At 70.4% G+C, this 15,520-nt stretch carries 14 protein-coding genes; 3 read left to right on the top strand and 11 right to left on the bottom strand.

Annotated features, from left to right (window positions below; all coding sequences use genetic code 11):
* Genes GXW74_RS00180 through GXW74_RS00160 form a run of 5 tightly spaced genes read right to left on the bottom strand, consistent with a single transcriptional unit; the run spans nucleotide 1 to nucleotide 4,773 of the window.
* Nucleotides 1-846, bottom strand: coding sequence for an ABC transporter permease (locus tag GXW74_RS00180; protein WP_211844255.1), 846 nt, complete (start codon nucleotides 844-846; stop codon nucleotides 1-3).
* On the bottom strand, nucleotides 843-1,946 hold the full coding sequence (locus tag GXW74_RS00175; protein ID WP_211844254.1) for an ABC transporter ATP-binding protein: 1,104 nt from the start codon (nucleotides 1,944-1,946) through the stop codon (nucleotides 843-845). The genes GXW74_RS00180 and GXW74_RS00175 overlap by 4 nt, the downstream gene beginning before the upstream one ends.
* Nucleotides 1,943-2,713 carry a class II aldolase/adducin family protein gene (locus GXW74_RS00170; RefSeq protein WP_211844253.1) on the bottom strand — a complete coding sequence of 257 codons (771 nt, stop codon included), beginning with the start codon at nucleotides 2,711-2,713 and terminating at the stop codon, nucleotides 1,943-1,945. The genes GXW74_RS00175 and GXW74_RS00170 overlap by 4 nt, the downstream gene beginning before the upstream one ends.
* Complete coding sequence (locus GXW74_RS00165; RefSeq protein WP_338148097.1) at nucleotides 2,713-3,651, bottom strand: 2-hydroxyacid dehydrogenase; 939 nt, start codon at nucleotides 3,649-3,651, stop codon at nucleotides 2,713-2,715. Before GXW74_RS00165 ends, GXW74_RS00170 begins: the two co-directional genes overlap by 1 nt.
* 9 nt (nucleotides 3,652-3,660) lie before the next feature.
* Nucleotides 3,661-4,773, bottom strand: coding sequence for an extracellular solute-binding protein (locus tag GXW74_RS00160; protein ID WP_211844252.1), 1,113 nt, complete (start codon nucleotides 4,771-4,773; stop codon nucleotides 3,661-3,663).
* A 138-nt stretch (nucleotides 4,774-4,911) separates the two neighbouring features.
* Between GXW74_RS00160 and GXW74_RS00155 the strand changes: the two genes are divergently transcribed.
* From GXW74_RS00155 to GXW74_RS00145, 3 genes are all read left to right on the top strand, one after another.
* Nucleotides 4,912-6,240, top strand: coding sequence for an NAD(P)/FAD-dependent oxidoreductase (locus tag GXW74_RS00155; protein ID WP_211844251.1), 1,329 nt, complete (start codon nucleotides 4,912-4,914; stop codon nucleotides 6,238-6,240).
* Nucleotides 6,237-7,856, top strand: coding sequence for an amidohydrolase (locus GXW74_RS00150; protein ID WP_211844250.1), 1,620 nt, complete (start codon nucleotides 6,237-6,239; stop codon nucleotides 7,854-7,856). Before GXW74_RS00155 ends, GXW74_RS00150 begins: the two co-directional genes overlap by 4 nt.
* 143 nt (nucleotides 7,857-7,999) lie before the next feature.
* A complete protein-coding gene (locus GXW74_RS00145; RefSeq protein WP_211844249.1) occupies nucleotides 8,000-8,485 on the top strand; it encodes a GlcG/HbpS family heme-binding protein in 486 nt (161 codons plus the stop codon).
* Between the two features lie 136 nt (nucleotides 8,486-8,621).
* Here GXW74_RS00145 and GXW74_RS00140 read toward each other — a convergent pair whose 3' ends face one another.
* The 6 genes from GXW74_RS00140 to GXW74_RS00115 all read right to left on the bottom strand — a co-directional run bounded on the left by GXW74_RS00140 (nucleotide 8,622) and on the right by GXW74_RS00115 (nucleotide 15,518).
* Nucleotides 8,622-9,062 (bottom strand): thioesterase family protein, encoded by a 441-nt coding sequence (locus GXW74_RS00140; protein WP_211844248.1) that lies wholly within the window; start codon nucleotides 9,060-9,062, stop codon nucleotides 8,622-8,624.
* A gap of 5 nt (nucleotides 9,063-9,067) precedes the next feature.
* A complete protein-coding gene (locus GXW74_RS00135) occupies nucleotides 9,068-9,775 on the bottom strand; it encodes an RraA family protein (protein ID WP_211844247.1) in 708 nt (235 codons plus the stop codon).
* Nucleotides 9,776-9,931: 156 nt separating this feature from the next.
* Nucleotides 9,932-12,142 carry a glycosyltransferase family 4 protein gene (locus tag GXW74_RS00130; RefSeq protein WP_211844246.1) on the bottom strand — a complete coding sequence of 737 codons (2,211 nt, stop codon included), beginning with the start codon at nucleotides 12,140-12,142 and terminating at the stop codon, nucleotides 9,932-9,934.
* 48 nt (nucleotides 12,143-12,190) lie between these two features.
* Complete coding sequence (locus tag GXW74_RS00125) at nucleotides 12,191-13,537, bottom strand: glycosyltransferase family 4 protein (protein WP_211844245.1); 1,347 nt, start codon at nucleotides 13,535-13,537, stop codon at nucleotides 12,191-12,193.
* Between the two features lie 152 nt (nucleotides 13,538-13,689).
* Entirely contained in the window at nucleotides 13,690-15,009 is a 1,320-nt protein-coding gene (locus GXW74_RS00120) for a TRAP transporter large permease (RefSeq protein WP_211844244.1), read from the bottom strand.
* Nucleotides 15,009-15,518 carry a TRAP transporter small permease gene (locus tag GXW74_RS00115; protein WP_211844243.1) on the bottom strand — a complete coding sequence of 170 codons (510 nt, stop codon included), beginning with the start codon at nucleotides 15,516-15,518 and terminating at the stop codon, nucleotides 15,009-15,011. The genes GXW74_RS00120 and GXW74_RS00115 overlap by 1 nt, the downstream gene beginning before the upstream one ends.
* Nucleotides 15,519-15,520 lie beyond the last annotated feature (2 nt).

Below are 15,520 nucleotides of genomic sequence, written 5' to 3'. Positions count from 1 at the left end.
TCAGGCCCCCGCCCCGAAGATGCGCCGCAGGTCGACGATGCGGGAGAAGACCGCGAGCGTGACCAGGATGGCAACCACCAGCACCGTCGCCATCATCGTGCCGAGCCCCCAGCGGATCAGGTCGAGGATCTGCAGGCTGATCCACTCCGCGACCATCAGCGTCTTGCCGCCGCCAAGGATCGCCGGCGTGATGTAGAAGCCGAGCGAGAAGATGAAGACCAGCACGCCGGAGGCGATCACCCCCGGCAGCGACAGCGGCAGGAAGACGCGGCGGAACACCTCCCCGCGCGACGCACCGAGGCCGCGTGCGGCAGCGAGCAGGCGCGGGTCGATCTCCCGCATGCTCGACAACATCGGCAGCACCGCGAAGGGCACCATGTAGTGCACCATGCCGACGACGATGCCGAACTCGTTCCACACCAGGGGCAGCGGCTCGCCGATCAGCCCCGCTTCCATCAGCGTGTTGTTCACCAGGCCCTGGCGGCGCAGCAGCGTCACCCAGGCGAAGGCGCGCACGAGCACGGAGATCCAGAGCGGCACCAGCACCGCCAGGATCCACCAGCCGCGCGCGCGTGGGCTTGCCAGGGTGATGGCATAGGCAATGGCATAGCCGAGCAGCAATGCCAGCGCCGTGGTGATGATGCAGATGCGCAGGGTGGTGAAGATCACCCGCTGCACCGCCGACGAGGTGAGCAGCCGCTCATAGTTCTCCAGGCCGAACTCGGGCTCGGTCACGCTGATGGCCAGTACCTGCACGATCGGCGCGAGGTAGAAGACCACCAGCAGCAGGAAGGCCGGCAGGATCAGCAGCCACCAGCCGGCACCCGGCCGCCCGGCGGCGCTCATGCCGCGTCCTCCTCGACCGGCGCGGCGGCATCGGCCGACCAGCCAAGCCGCACGGGCAGCCCCTCGGTCGGCGCGATCGGGGATTTCCAGGCGGGCAGGGTGGCGCGGATCTCGCCCAGGTGCTCCGTCGCGACGCGCAGCGAGAAGCCGGCGCCGAGATAGGCGAAGGCAAGGATGCGACCCTCCGCCACGTTCTCCGCCGCGTCGCCTTCGGCCAGCAGGGCGATCTTCTCGGGACGCAGCGAGAGCAGGCTGCGGCTGCCCTCGGCCAGCGGCGCGGCACCGTCCGGCAGGCGGACCGCCAGGCGCGCCGCCCCGGCCTCCAGCGCGAAGCCGCCCGGCGCCGCGCCGCGCACCGTGCCTTCGAGGAAGTTCGACTTGCCGAGGAAGTCGGCGACGAAGCGGGTGCGCGGCCGCTCGTAGAGTTCCCCCGGAGCACCCGCCTGCACCAGCCGTCCGTGGTTGAGGATGGCGATGCGGTCGGAGAGGGAGAGCGCCTCCTCCTGGTCATGCGTCACGTTGACGAAGGTGCGCCCGACGCGCTGATGCAGCGCCTTCAGCTCCTCCTGCAGCTCGGCGCGCAGCTTCTTGTCGAGCGCCGAGAGCGGCTCATCCAGCAGCAGCAGCGCAGGATCGAAGACCAGCGCGCGGGCGAGCGCCACCCGCTGCTGCTGCCCGCCCGAGAGCTGCTTCGGCAGCCGGTCCGCGAAGGCGGCGAGCTGCACCAGATCCAGCGCCCCGCGCACCTTGGCGTCGCGATCCGCCTTCGACATGCCGCGCACGCGCAGCGGGAAGGCGACGTTCTCCGCCACCGTCATGTGCGGGAACAGCGCATAGCCCTGGAAGACCATGCCGAAGTCGCGCTTTTCCGGCGGCAGCGGCGTGATGTCCCGCCCGTCGAGCAGGATGGCGCCGTCGGACGGCGCGACGAAGCCGGCGATCGCCATCAGGATCGTCGTCTTGCCCGAACCGCTCGGCCCGAGCAGGGTGAGGAACTCGCCCTTGCCCACTTCGAGCGACACGTCGTTCACCGCGACGAAGTCGCCGTAGCGCTTGCTCAGCCCGCGCAGCGCGAGCGCGTGTCCCTTGGTGTCGCTCACGAACGGTAGTCCGGCTGCTCGCGGTCGAGCTTCCGTTTCAGCGCCTGCCAGGGCAGCCAGCCCTTGATCGGGCTGTCGCCGAACTGGTCGCGCGCCCGGCGCACCACGGCTTCCGGCGGCACCGCAAGCGGCGCGCCGGAGGATTGCGCCGCCAGTTGGATGCGGCAGGCCTGTTCCAGGTAGTACATCCAGTAGAAGGCCTCGGCGACCGTGGCACCGACGGTCAGCAACCCGTGGTGGCGCAGGATCATGCAGGGCCGGTCGCCGAGGTCGCGGACCAGGCGCTCGCGCTCCGACAGGTTGTCGTCCGCCGCGATTCCCTCATAGTCGTGCAGCGCGACGCGGCCGTCGAACTCCATGCTCATCTGGTTGAGCGGCAGCAGCCCGCCGGACTGCGCCGCCACCGCCATGCCGGCGAGGGTATGGGTGTGCATGACGCACATCGCGTCGTCGCGTTCGCGATGCACGGCTGAATGGATGACGAAGCCGGCCGGGTTCACCGGCCAGGAGGTCTCCTGCATCGGCTCGCCCTCCGCATCGACCACCACCAGGCTGCTGGCGGTGATCTCCTCGAACAGCAGGCCGTAGGGGTTGACCAGGAAGCGGTGGCCCTCGCCGGGCAGGCGCGCCGAGAGATGGGTGAAGACCAGGTCCGTCATGCCGAACAGGGCGATCAGGCGATAGGCGGCGGCGAGATCCTCGCGCACCTCCTGCTCGGTCGGGATGCGGCTCGGGTCCGGCTTCACCGGGGGCGGCGGCAGCGGCATCAGTAGCCTCTCTCGGGATCGTAGAGATTGGGCAGGGGTTCGCCGCGCTCGAAGCGCGCGATGCAGCCGGCGACGTAGCGGGCGCGTTCGCGGCGGCTCGGCAGGCTCGCGACATGCGGCGTGACGATGACCTTGGGATGCGCCCAGGCGGGGCTGTCGGCCGGCAGCGGCTCCTGCTCGAAGACGTCGAGCACGGCGCCGGACAGTTGCCCGTCATCCAGCGCGGCGAGGATGTCGGGCAGCACCTGCTGCACGCCGCGCCCGACCTGCACCAGGCCCGCGCCGCGCGGCAGGCGCGCGAGCAGCGGCGCGGCGATCAGGCCGCGCGTCTCCGGCGTCGCCGGCAGCAGGCACACCAGCACCTCGCTGCGGGCGAGGAAGGCCGGCAATTCGTCGGCGCCGGCGAAGCACTCGACGCCGGCCACGGATTTGCGCGTGCGCGACCAGCCGACCACCGGGATGCCGACGGCGCGCAGCACCTCCGCCGAGCGCATCCCCATCGCGCCGAGGCCCATGATGCCGACAGTGCGCTCGGCCGCAGCATAGGGCGGCTCGAAATAATCCCAGGCGGCGCGTGCCTGGGCGAGAGCCAGCCGGCGCGCGCCCTTGTTCAGGGCGAGCACCGACCAGCAGACGAATTCCGCCATGCGCTGCGTCGCCTCCTCCGGCACGCAGCGGACCAGCGGAAGGCCCTTCGGCAGGTGCGGATCGGCGACGATCGAATCCACCCCGGCGCCGGAGCCGAAGATCGCGCGCAGCTTCGGCATGCGCGCGAGCCGCCCGGGCTCCGGCTCCCACACCAGGGCGTAGTCCACCTGCGCGGGATCCACCGCCGGATCGTCCCACCAGCGGACCTCGAGACCGGGGGCGAACTCGGCGAAGCACGCCTTCCATTCCGGGAGGGCCTTCTCGCCCCCCGACTTCACGACCAGGATCACGATGCCGGATCAGCCGGTGATGGTGTCGATGTAGTCGGCATTCACCCGCTGGTAGTTGTCGCCCCACCAGTTGCCGTCCATCACGACCTGCAGGCGGGCATTGTCCGGATCGGTCGGGTTGAAGCGGCGCAGGTCCTGCGGGACCATCGCCGCCGCGCGCGGATTGGTCGGGCCGTTGCCGAGCAGGCCGAGCAGGCCGACCTGCGGTTCGGGCTTGGCCAGCATGGAGGCGAGCAGCCGTTGCGCCATCTCGCCGCCCGGATTGCCGCGCGGGATCACCATGATGCCCGGCTGCAGCAGGCCCTGGTTCCAGATGAACTTGATGCGGCCGTTCGTCTCCTTGTCGAGCACGGTGGCGCGGGTGTGCCAGACGATGCCCATCACCGCCTCGCCGGTGCGCAGGAACTGCTCGCTCTCGCTGCCGCTGCTCCAGAACACCGCGTTGCGCCGGAGTTCCTGCACCTTGCGCAGGGCGGCGCGCACGTCGAGCGGATAGAGATTGGCCGGGTCCTTGCCGAGCGCCATCTGCGCCGCGTCGAGCATGGCCGTCGCGTCGCGGCGCAGCAGGCGGGTGCCGGGGAATTTGCGCGTGTCCCAGAAATCCGCCCAGGAGGTCGGCCCCCCATCGGGGAATTTCGCGCTGTCATAGGCGAGGACGGAACTGAAGGAATACGGCGCGGCCCCGTATTCCAGCACGAAGCCCGGCGCGATGACGTTGTCGCGGCCGACGATCGAATAGTCGATCTTGGCCACCAGGTTCTGCCGCCCGAGCAGCACCGAGGAGGCGGCCGAGGAATCGCACAGGTCCCAGGTGACGCGGCCGCTTTCGACCATCGAGCGGATGCGCCCGGCGGAGGGGCCCGTGCTGTCCTGCACCACGGTCCAGCCCGGATTGTCGGCGACGAAGGGGTCGCCGTAGAAGCGGCCGAAGCCCTGGTTGGCGATGCCGCCCCAGTTCACCATCACCAGGCGGCGCGCCTCCTGCGCGGCGGCCTTGCCGCCGGCCAGCGGCAGCACGCCGAGCGCACCAAGCCCGGCCAGCAGCGTCCGCCGATCGACTTCCCCGCGGCGATACCGGCGAAAGGCCAGCTCCACGCAATCCTGCTGGAAGGTCTGCATCATCTTGTCTCCTCGACGGGCCCATGCGCGGCGGGCATGCAGCCGCCTGCGCAACGTAGCCGCGTCATGCCACTTGCGGTTGCCTGAGTGCTGGCGTGAAGTCTCCCGCGCAATTCTCACCATGAGTGGGCTCATCCGGCAATGTCTCTTGCGAATGCGGTGCTCGCACCGGGCTTCAGGACGTCACCCTGGTGGTGGGAAGCGGCGGAACCGCCGACACGCGACAGCGTGCTGCCCGACCATGCCGGCGTGGCCGTGGTCGGCGGCGGCTATGCGGGAATGTCGGCGGCGCTCACGCTGCGCCGGCTCGGCCACGACGTCGCCGTGCTGGATGCGGAGCGGATCGGCTGGGGCGCTTCCTCCCGCAACGGCGGCATGGTCTCCGGCGGGCTGAAGGTCGCCTCCGGCGCGCTCGAACAGGCGCATGGCAAGGAGAAGGCGCGCGCCATCGCCGATGCCGCCGCCGCTTCATTCCCCTTCATCGAGGAAACCATCGCGCGGGAGGGGATCGACTGCGACTACCTGCGCTGCGGCCGCTTCGTGCCGGCCTGGACGCGCAGGCACTACGACGCGCTCGCCGCCAAGGCCGCTTTCATCGCCGAGGTGACCGGGCTGCCGACGCGCATGGTCCCGCGCGAGCGCCAGCGCGAGGCGCTCGGCAGCGACCACTACCATGGCGGCATGATCGCCGAAGCCTCGGGCAGCCTGCATCCCGGCAAGTATGCGCGCGGCCTCTCGCAGGCGGTGGAGCGTGCCGGCGCCCGCCTGGTGGACGGCGTGCGCGTGGCCGGCATCCGTGAGGACGGCACCGGCTTCCGCCTGACGACCGATCGCGGGCAGATGCGTGCCGATGCGGTGCTGGTGGCCACCAACGGCTACTCGCGCGATGGCCATGGCAATTCCGCCATGCCCTGGCTCGCGCGGCGGATGATCCCGGTCGGCTCCTACATCATCGCGACGGAGGAATTGCCGCAGGAGGTCATCGACCGGCTCTTTCCCGGCCGGCGCATGATCAGCGACACCAAGCGGGTGTTGAACTATTTCCGCCCCTCCCCCTACGGCAACCGCATCCTCTGGGGCGGCCGCGCGAGCTTCGGCCCGACCGAGCCTGCCGCCGCCGCACCGGTGCTGCATCGCTTCATGACCGGCGTCTTCCCCGAGTTGAAGGACGTGCGGGTCACCCACGCCTGGACGGGCAACGTCGCCTTCACCTTCGACTTCCTGCCGCATATCGGCGTGCAGGACGGCATCCACTACGCGGCGGGCTGCCAGGGGTCGGGCGTCGCCATGGCGACCTGGCTCGGCCACAACGCGGCGCTGAAGATCGCCGGGGCGCAGAACGCGTCCTTCGCGCTGGATGGCCTCAGCTTCCCGACGGTGCCGTTCTACAAGGGCAACCCGAACTGGTTCCTGCCGATCGTCGGCGGCTGGTACCGGCTGCGCGACCATATCGACCGGGTGGCGGCATGAACGCCGATTTCGTCCTGCTCAACGGCCGCATCGCCACGATGGATGCGGCGGGCACGGAAGCGCAGGCACTTGCCGCCTTCGGCGGGCGCATCGTGGCGCTCGGCAGCAGCGAGGCCATGCGCGACCATATCGGTCCCCGCACGCGCGTGCTGGACGCGGAAGGCCGCCGCGTCATCCCCGGCATCGTCGACAGCCACGCCCATCCGGACGCCTATGCGGTGCGGCTGCGGAGCTGGACGCTGCTCTCGCCCGACCGCGTCACGACGCGGGAGGAGGTGCTGGCGACCATCGCCCGCGTCTGCGCCGGCCTGCCGCGCGGCCGCTGGGGCGCCTTCTACCGGCTGAACGAGCGTGCCTCCGGCGGCTACCCGACGCTCGACGAGCTGGATGCCGCTTCCGGCGGCCGGCCGGTCTTCATCCTGCGCACGGACGGGCATCTCGGCCTCGCGAATCGCGCCGCCTTCGCCGCCTGCGGCATCGGGCAGGAGGCGCCGGACCCGCCCTTCGGCGCCTTCGACCGCGACCCCGCAACCGGCGCCTTCACCGGCCTGGTGCGGGAGACGGCGGCGCATGTCTTCCTCAATGCCGTGCATGGCGCCGACAGCGAATCGGACATCGCCGAGGGCATGGAGATGGTGCAGGACGAATGCCTGCGCCACGGCATCACCTCGGTGGCGAATTCCCTGACGCCGACCCACGCCATCCGCGCCTACCAGACGATGCGCCGCGAAGGCCGCTGGCGGATGCGCATGGGCATCATCGCCAGCGGGCGCGACGAACCGCTGATCCCGCACCTGATCGGCGCCGGCATCCGCTCCGGCTTCGGCGACGAGTGGCTGCGGCTGATCGGCGTGGAATGGTGTCCGGATTGTTCGACCTCCGGCCGCACCGCCGCCTATTGGGACCCCTATCTCGGCACGCCGGTCCCGGGCGAGCCGGTGCCGAACACCGGCATGCTGCTCTACGACCGGGACGACCTGACGGCGCGCGCCACCGCCGCGCACAAGGCCGGGCTGCAGGTGATGATCGAGGGCGTCGGCGACCGCGGCATCGACTTCGCGCTCGATGTCATGGAGGCGGCGCTCGCCGCGCATCCGGTGGCGGATCATCGCATGCGGGTGGAACACTGCTGCTACGTCACGCCGCCCATCCTCGAACGGCTGAAGCGCGGCGGCTTCGTCGATTCCTCGGCGACCGGCTTCATGGACGAGCTCGGCGAGGCCTATGTCGCCAATCGCGGCCAGGCGGCGATGCGCCACATGTGGCCGCACCGCAGCCTGATCGCCGCCGGCATCCCCGCGCCCGGCCATTCCGACTTCGCGGTGTGCCGGGTGAATCCCTTCACCGCCATCGGCGCCATGGTGACGCGCCGCAGCCAGACCGGCGCGGATCTCGACGCGTCGGAGGCGGTGACGCCGGCACAGGCGCTCGCCGCCTACACGACCCTGGGTGCCTGGGCGCAGCGGGAGGAAGGTGAGAAAGGCAGCCTCGAACCCGGCAAGCTCGCCGACCTGGCGGTGCTCGACACCGACGTTCTCACCTGCGATCCGGCGGCGATCCGCGGCACGGGCGTGGTCGCGACGGTGGTGGGCGGGGTGGAGCGCTTCCGCGCCTGAAGTGGGCGGAAGCCGCGACGGGCGCGCCCCTCCCCCGGTTCGCGACGGCCGTGAACTGCGCCATAGACCCCTTCCGACCCCTGCGCCCGCATGGGAACCTGCGGCGCCGGTCCGTTCCGCCCTTGCCTTCCCGAGGATGCGCCATGCGCCCCATTGCCCTGATCGCCGCCTGCCTGCTTGCCCCCCTGCCCCTTGCCGCGCAGGGTCTCGTGGTGGAGCGCACGATCAGCGCGCCACTCGCCGCCGAAGCCGCGGCGGCCGCGGTCGAGGCCTGCGCGGCGCGCGGGCATCGCGTCACCGCCGCGGTGGTGGACCGCGCCGGCGTCCTGAGCGCCCTGCTGCGCGGCGATGGCGCCGGGCCGCACACGGTCGCCTCGGCCCGGGCCAAGGCCTACACGGCCGCGAGCATGCGCACCGGCACGAGCCAGATCCTGGAGATGGTGCGGACCAACCCCGGCGCCGCACGGCTGCCGGACACTGAGGGCTTCCTTGTCATCGGAGGGGGGCTGCCGATTCGCGCGGGAGATGAGGTGGTCGGCGCGATCGGCGTTGGCGGATCGCCGGGAGGACATCTGGACGATCAATGCGCCGAAGCCGGGATCGCTCGAATCCGCGAAAGGCTGAATTGAGGGGGTGCTGCCCCCTCAAACTCCCCCGGCGGGGGACACGGTCCCCTGCACCCGCGGAGGCTCAAGGCATCGGATTCCTAGGCCTTTCGGCAATGGGACCCCTGGCGCGGAGAATTTGCGAGGGGCGGCGCCCCTCTCAACCCGCCCGCTTCAACGACAGTCGCTTCGGTGCCCCGCCGCTCGCCCGCGCCGCGAAGCGCTCCAGCACCTCCTCGGGCCAGGCGCCCACGCGCCGCGCGCCGAGGTCGACGCAGAGGTAGAGCACCTCGTTCTCCGCCGCCTGCCAGCCTTCCGCCGCGTGGAACATCACGTGACGGCAGAGCAGGCGCTTGGCGTCATACGCCAGCACTTCACTGTCGAAGGCGAGTGGCGCGCCCTCGGTCACTTCCCGCGTATAGGCCTGCCAGGATTCGGCCGCGAATGTGCCGAGGCCCTTCGCCTGGAACGCCTTGCCCAGCCCCAGCGACGGCCACAGCGCGTCCGTCGCCAGGTCGAAGGCCACGAGGTAGTAGGCGAGGTTCATATGCCCGTAGTGGTCGACCCACCCGGGCTTCACGTGACAAAGCGGTGCGCGCATCGCCTTCAGTGGATGTCGTCCGCCTTGGAGAGCGCTTCCCTGAGCTTCGCGACGTTGAAGCCCGGCGCCTTCACCATGTCGAGGATCACCTTCTCCCGCCGCGCGCCGAGCTCGATCGCCGCCGGGATCTTGGTGACGACGTCGTGCGGGATGACGACAGCGCCGTGGCGGTCCGCATGCACCACCTCGTCATGCTTCACCTGCATGCCGTGGATGGTGACGTCGAGGTTCAGCGCGACGATGTGCACATAGGCATGCGACGGGTTCACCACGCCGGCGATGCCCTGGAACCCCGGCGCGAACATGTCGAGGTCGCGCACCGAGCCGTTGGTCACCACGCCCTGCGCGCCAAGGCCCTGATGCACGGCGCTGTTCACCTCGCCCCAGAAGGCACCGACGCCCGGCGTGTCGTCGAGATCCTGCAGGCAGACGACGGTCGGCATCGCCGCGTCGGCGACATACTCGTACCAGGCGATCCGCATGGCGCGATCCGCCTCCTTGGTCCGCCCCGAGGGAAAGGCCGCGCGCTGCGTGCCGGTGCGGGCCAGGCCGCAGATCGGCGGCAGCTTCGGGTCCACCGCCGTCATCGGCCGCACGGTGAAGCCATGGCCGCGGCGATGCGGCGCGACGAGCTCCAGCGCGTTGCAGATGGTCGGCGTGTCCCACTGGCGCAGAGCTTCCAGATCGGCGGCGGCAAAGGGATAGTTCGGCATGGTGTCGTGTCCTCCGGTGGCGCCAGCATCGACCGGCCGGCGCGATCGGTCAAAGGGCGGGATGGTGGCCGCGCCCGGCGCCGGCGCACGGCGCAGTGTTCAACGGCGGCTGCCGCCGGAGGCAGCCGGCGCCCCCTCCCGCGGCCCGCGGCCGGGTCAGTCCGGCCGCAGGACGCGGAAGGCGTGACGCTCCAGGAAGTCGAGCCGGCCCACGAGATCGTCCTCCGCGCAGATCATGAAGGAGGTGAGGCCGATTCCGGCCCGCCGCGGGTCCGGCTTCGCCTGCGAGCCGAGTTGCACGCCGACGCCGGCGTCGATCTCGACCAGCACCTCGCGCGCCGGCGCCGCGACGTCGAGCACGCAGGTGAAGCGGCTTCCCGCGCCTTCCGCCGTAAGCGCCACGAAGCGTGGCGGCGGCGTGCCGGCGCCGTAGGCGCGCAGCCGCACCGTGGTTTCCTCCCCCGGCGCGACGCAGCCGAGATAGAGACGAAGCGGACGATCCGCCGCACCTGGCGGCAATGCGATCCGCATCCGCGCGACCCCGGGGCGGGTCCAGACGCCCCACCGCTCCAGCGCGAGCCAGTTCAACCCGTCACGCACCATGTCGGCCACGGCCTTGCCGCGCTCTGCGCGTCCGCCGCCGGCCAGGCAGAGCGGATAGGTCACGCCCGGCATGACCGGCAGCCGCGCGCCGCTGTCCTGCATCGGCGCGTCGCGTCGGGCGGCGGCGGCGCGCATCACCTGGTCGGCGATGTCGCCCCAGCTCCGCAGCCTGGTCGTCTCGCGGATCCTCTGCTCGTGGCGCGCGCGTGCCTCGGCGTCGAAGATCAGTTGCTCGAGCCTCGCGACGAGGTCCGGTTCGTTGCGCGGCTCGAAATAGACCGCCGCCTCCCCGCCCGCCTCGGAGAGCGAGGTATTGCGCGACACCAGCGGCACGCGGCCGAAGGACAGGCTCTCCGTGACCGGCAGGCCCCAGCCCTCGTAGTGGCTGTTGGCGACGGTGAAGAGCGCCGCGCCGTAGAGGCCGGCGAGCGTGACGTCCGGCACGCCATGGGCGATCGAGACGCGGTCCTGCAGCACCGGCGAGTTGCGCCAGAGCGTCATCGCCGCATCGGCCAGCCAGCCGGGCTTGCCGATGCAGACCAGCCGTGGCACGCGCTCCGCGCCATGCTTGCGCACCAGCGTCAGCCAGGCCTGGAACAGCATCAGGTGGTTCTTGCGGCTCTCGATGGTGCCGACGCAGAGCACGAAGGGCTCGCCCGGCTGCGGCAGGTCGGCGCGGTCCGTCCAGGCCGGCGCGGCCGGCGCGCCGAGTTCCTTCCGCAGATCCGCATCGAGCGGCACGACGGCGATCGGCAGATCGAGGCCGGGCAGGACCTCCTGCGCGATGCGACGCGCATCCGCGGCCGACCATTCGGAATTGGTCAGCGCCGAATCCGCCAGCGCGAGCATGCCCGAGAACCACTGGGCGAATTCCTCGACCAGCGCGGGGGAGCAGTGCTCGGGCGCCATCAGCGGGATGCAGTCGTGGATCATCGGCACGTAGCGCACGCCGTATTGCCGCGCCACGTGCCGGACATGCAGGAAGTAGTCCTTGATCCACCAGGAGGTGCCGAGGTTCACGAGGGCCGCACCCGGCGCGAAGACGAAGTCGGGGCCGTCCGCCAGGGCCTCGTGCAGCTCGGCCAGCACCGCGGCCCAGTCGGGGGCCTTGGGATCGCCGCCGGTGCGCGACAGGCGCCACAGCCGCAGGAACAGGTCGCGCCCGATCTCCCGCCACGCGCCGCCGGCGGCGTCGAAGGCGACGGCCGCGGTCGCCACATCGTCGATCGGATCGAGCAGGGCCCGCGCCGTGACGTTGAGCTGCACGCGCTGGATGCCGGTCGGCGTGCGGTTGTCGGCCAGGAAGGCGACCAGGTCGGAAGTGTCGAAGACGATCTGCACCGCCTGCCCCGGCGCGCGTGCGCTCCGCGCCAGCGGCGTGGCCAGGCGCGCCAGGGCGGAGGCCTCGCGTGCCGCCTCCTCGCTCGCCGGGTCGATCTCGAGTGCCCGGGCATAGGCGCGCCAGGCCTGCGCGGCATCGCCCATCAGCTTCAGCGCGTGGCCGATCTGCAGGTGCACGTCGGCACTGTTGGGCGCCAGCGCCTCCGCGGCGCGGTAGGCGAGCAGCGCGTCCGACGGGTCTCCCGATTCCTTGAGGCTGTGGCCAAGCTGGATATGCGCCCGCCAGTCGTCCGGCCGCAGGTCGAGATAGGCCCGGTAGGCCAGGATGGCGGCGTCCCACATGCGCTGGTCGCGGAGCGAATTCGCCTGTCGCAGCCAGTCACCCGGGCTCGCCGCGCCGGCGTCCTGCTCCACACGGTCCATGCTGCTCCTCACCCCTGATCCGGCCGCCGCGTGCAGTCGCGGCGCGCGTCAGCCCATGTTCACGCCCATCCTGCCATAGGCCTCGCGCAGGCGCATCTGGTAGCGCTCCATCGAGAACAGCGCGGCCTGGCCGGGCCCGGCCTGGCACAGGCGCCCGCGCAGGTCGGCATCGGTGTCGAGGGCCCGGATCGCCTCCACCATGGCGCGCACGTCGTAGGGATCGACCTTGATCGCGGCATCGCCCACCACCTCCGGCATGGAGGAGGTGTTGGAGGTCATCACCGGCGTGCCGAGCAGCATCGCCTCCAGCGCCGGCAGTCCGAAGCCCTCGTAGAGCGATGGGAAGAGCACCGCCTTTGCGCCGCGGATCAGGCTCACCAGCAGCGGGAAGGAGGCGTAGTCCACCTGCTGCACACGATAGCGGGTCTGGGTCATGCCGTTCTGCGTGAGCAGGTAGCGCACATGTTCGTTCTCGAAGAGCAGGCGCAGCTCCTCATCCGACTTCCAGGCCTTCTTGCCGACGATCACCAGCGGATCCTGCACGCCCGAGGCTAGGTAGGCCTCGATCATGCGGCCGACGTTCTTCTTGGGCTCGATCGCGCCGAAGAACAGGAAGTAGCGCTGGAAGCGCAGGCCGAAGGTGCCCTCGATCTCGGTCTTCACGTCGGCGATCGGCTTGTCGGTCAGGCGTGCGGGGATGTCGACCGCCTGGTAGGTGTTGGTGACGCGGTCCTCCGGCACGCCGAGCAGGCTTACGATGTCGCGCCGCGATGCCTCGCTGACCGTGATGATGTGGTCGGCCCGCCGCGCGAGCTGGCGGGTCAGGCGGAAGTACTGCCGCTTGTTGTCGAGCGTCGTGTAGGGCAGCCGAAGAGGCACCAGGTCGTGCAGCGTATAGGCGTTGCGCGCCCCGCGCACCTTGAGCGCGAGCGGGTAGGTCCAATGCATCACCTCCGGCGGATGACGGAAATGGACGGTCATCCGGTTGCGGTAGAGGTTGAAGTGCTGGCGCTGCGCCTCGAACAGGTTCTGCACGTTCCAGACGTGGTCGAAATACGGCAGGCGGCTCCTGAAGGCATCGCGCACGACGCGCCCGGTGATCGGCACCTGGGTCGCGATCTCACCGAGCGGCGTCGTGAAGGCGCGGCGCACGTAGTGCGCCGCCTGCGAAACCTTCGAGGGCTTCCCCACGCGCGGGTCGAAGAAGGCGATCTCGCGGATCAGCGCGTTCGTGCTGATGGTCGAGCCCCTGGTGCCGTAGAGCACGCCGACCTCCCCGCCGATGTCACGCAGGCAAAAGGAAAGGTTGCGGGCGTAGGTGGCCACGCCCGTCCCCTGTTCGAGCGAGAGGTTGTACCCGTCGATGAAGATGCGCGGAGCGCGCCTGGCGGCCATGGGCGGGTGATCCGTACGGAAGCGGTGCAGGCGCGGGACACCGCCGGCGGAATCGCCCGCAACCCCCGCCCCTGCTCGCCGACAAGCTGCGGCGAGGCACGGGCGAGGTCAAGCAACCCGGCATGAAGACCGGCCCGAGGGGGGCCGCATCGTCAATCGAGGAATTCGGGCGAGACGAGACGCGGCAGGAACAATACCACCTCCGGCCAGATGATCACCAGCACCAGCACGCCGAGCATCGGCAGCAGCATGATCATCGTGTCCTTGAGCGCATCGGCCATGCGCATTCCGGCCACGTGGCAGGCGATCATCAGGCAGAGCCCGTAGGGCGGCGTCACCAGCCCGAAGGCCAGGCTGACGATGCCGATCATGGCGAAATGCACCGGGTCCATGCCGACGCCGACGGCGAGCGGCTGCAGGATGGCGCCTACGATGATGATCGCCGGGATGGCATCGAGGAAGCATCCCACCACCAGGAAGACGCCGGCGATGAAGAAGCCCGTCGCGATCTTTCCCATGCCCCAGGCGGAGACGCCGGCGAGGATCGCCTTCGGGATCTCGTAATAGGCGAGCAGCCAGCCGAAGGCGGAGGCGGTGCCGACGCAGAACAGCGCCACCGAGGCGAGCCTTCCGGTTTCGCCGAGCGCCTCCCACAGCTCCTTCATCCCCATCTCGCGGTAGTAGAGCAGCGACAGCGCGCCGGCGTAGAGCACAGCGATGCAGGCGCTTTCCGTCGCAGTGAACCAGCCGAAGACCTTGCCGCCGATGATGATGGCCGGCGTCATCAGCGCGGGGATCGAGATCGCCATCGCGCGCAGGAACTCGCCCCAGCCGGCGCGCGGATAGGTCGGGTAGCCGCGTGCCTTCGCATAGGCATGCACGGTCGCCATCTGCACCAGGCCGATGAGCAGCCCCGGCAGGATGCCGGCGAGGAACAGCGCGCCGATCGAGACGGTCAGCACGCCGCCCCAGACGATCATCAGGATCGAGGGTGGGATGATGACCGCGAGCACCGCCGAGACCGCGGTGATGGCGACGGAGAAGCCGTCGTCGTAGCCCTCCTTCCGCTGGGCATCGATGAAGATCTTCGACTGCGACGCGGCATCGGCGGTCGAGGAGCCGGAGATGCCCGCGAAGAAGATCGACAGCACGACGTTGATCTGCGCGAGCCCGCCCGGGAAGTGCCCGACCATGGTGCGCGACAGCGTCATCAGCCGGTCGGTGATGCCACCGACGTTCATCAGGTTGGCCGTCAGCAGGAAGAACGGCACCGCGAGCAGGATGAAGGAGTTGTACGCGTTGAACGTCTCCTGCATCAGCACCATCGGCCCGAGCCGCGGCTCCATCCACAGCACCGGCAGGCAGGCGAGGCCGAGCGCGACGGCGACCGGCACGCGCAGGGCGAGCAGGACGAAGAAGACCCCGAACAGGATCCAGGCCGCCTCCCCGGCGGCGAGCGCATTGCCCCCCATCAGGCGGCCTCCCCGTGGACCAGCATGCGCAGGTCGTCGGCGAACTTCTCGCCGGCGAAGAGCAGCCAGGAGAAGCCCAGGATCGGCCAGGGCAGGTGGATCAGCCAGAGCGGCAGTTCCGCGAGCTCGCTGATGCGGAACCAGGCGAAGTCGACGAACTCGATCCCGAACCAAAGGAAGATCCCGCCGAAGACCAGCACGAAGAGGCCCGAGACGATGTCCATGAAGGCGCGCCTGCGGCCCTTCAACTCGGGCCAGAGATCGACGATGAAGTGGATGCCTTCCTTCTGGCCGACGATGGCGCCGATCATGACGGTCCAGACGAGCAGGAAGCGCGCCATCTCCTCCGTCCAGATATAGTGCGGCAGCCAGGATGTCTGGCGCGAGACCACCTGCAGCGTGACCGGGAAGACGAGGATCAGGACGGAGATCGCAAGCAGCGCGGAGAGCAGCCGGGCATAGAAGCCAGCGGCACACCGCACCAGGCCGCGCAGGCCGGGCTGGGACATGG

This window comes from Neoroseomonas eburnea, from assembly GCF_018129005.1.
In the GTDB taxonomy this organism is placed as follows: domain Bacteria; phylum Pseudomonadota; class Alphaproteobacteria; order Acetobacterales; family Acetobacteraceae; genus Neoroseomonas; species Neoroseomonas eburnea.
This window is presented reverse-complemented; position numbering and strand designations above follow the sequence as displayed.

Coding starts and splice junctions, on each gene's coding strand:
- GXW74_RS00180 (WP_211844255.1), bottom strand. CDS start 846: ATGAGCGCCGCCGGGCGGCCGGGTGCCGGCTGGTGGCTGCTGATCCTG.
- GXW74_RS00170 (WP_211844253.1), bottom strand. CDS start 2,713: ATGCCGCTGCCGCCGCCCCCGGTGAAGCCGGACCCGAGCCGCATCCCG.
- GXW74_RS00160 (WP_211844252.1), bottom strand. CDS start 4,773: ATGATGCAGACCTTCCAGCAGGATTGCGTGGAGCTGGCCTTTCGCCGG.
- GXW74_RS00155 (WP_211844251.1), top strand. CDS start 4,912: ATGTCTCTTGCGAATGCGGTGCTCGCACCGGGCTTCAGGACGTCACCC.
- GXW74_RS00150 (WP_211844250.1), top strand. CDS start 6,237: ATGAACGCCGATTTCGTCCTGCTCAACGGCCGCATCGCCACGATGGAT.
- GXW74_RS00145 (WP_211844249.1), top strand. CDS start 8,000: ATGCGCCCCATTGCCCTGATCGCCGCCTGCCTGCTTGCCCCCCTGCCC.
- GXW74_RS00140 (WP_211844248.1), bottom strand. CDS start 9,062: ATGCGCGCACCGCTTTGTCACGTGAAGCCCGGGTGGGTCGACCACTAC.
- GXW74_RS00135 (WP_211844247.1), bottom strand. CDS start 9,775: ATGCCGAACTATCCCTTTGCCGCCGCCGATCTGGAAGCTCTGCGCCAG.
- GXW74_RS00130 (WP_211844246.1), bottom strand. CDS start 12,142: ATGGACCGTGTGGAGCAGGACGCCGGCGCGGCGAGCCCGGGTGACTGG.
- GXW74_RS00125 (WP_211844245.1), bottom strand. CDS start 13,537: ATGGCCGCCAGGCGCGCTCCGCGCATCTTCATCGACGGGTACAACCTC.
- GXW74_RS00120 (WP_211844244.1), bottom strand. CDS start 15,009: ATGGGGGGCAATGCGCTCGCCGCCGGGGAGGCGGCCTGGATCCTGTTC.
- GXW74_RS00115 (WP_211844243.1), bottom strand. CDS start 15,518: ATGTCCCAGCCCGGCCTGCGCGGCCTGGTGCGGTGTGCCGCTGGCTTC.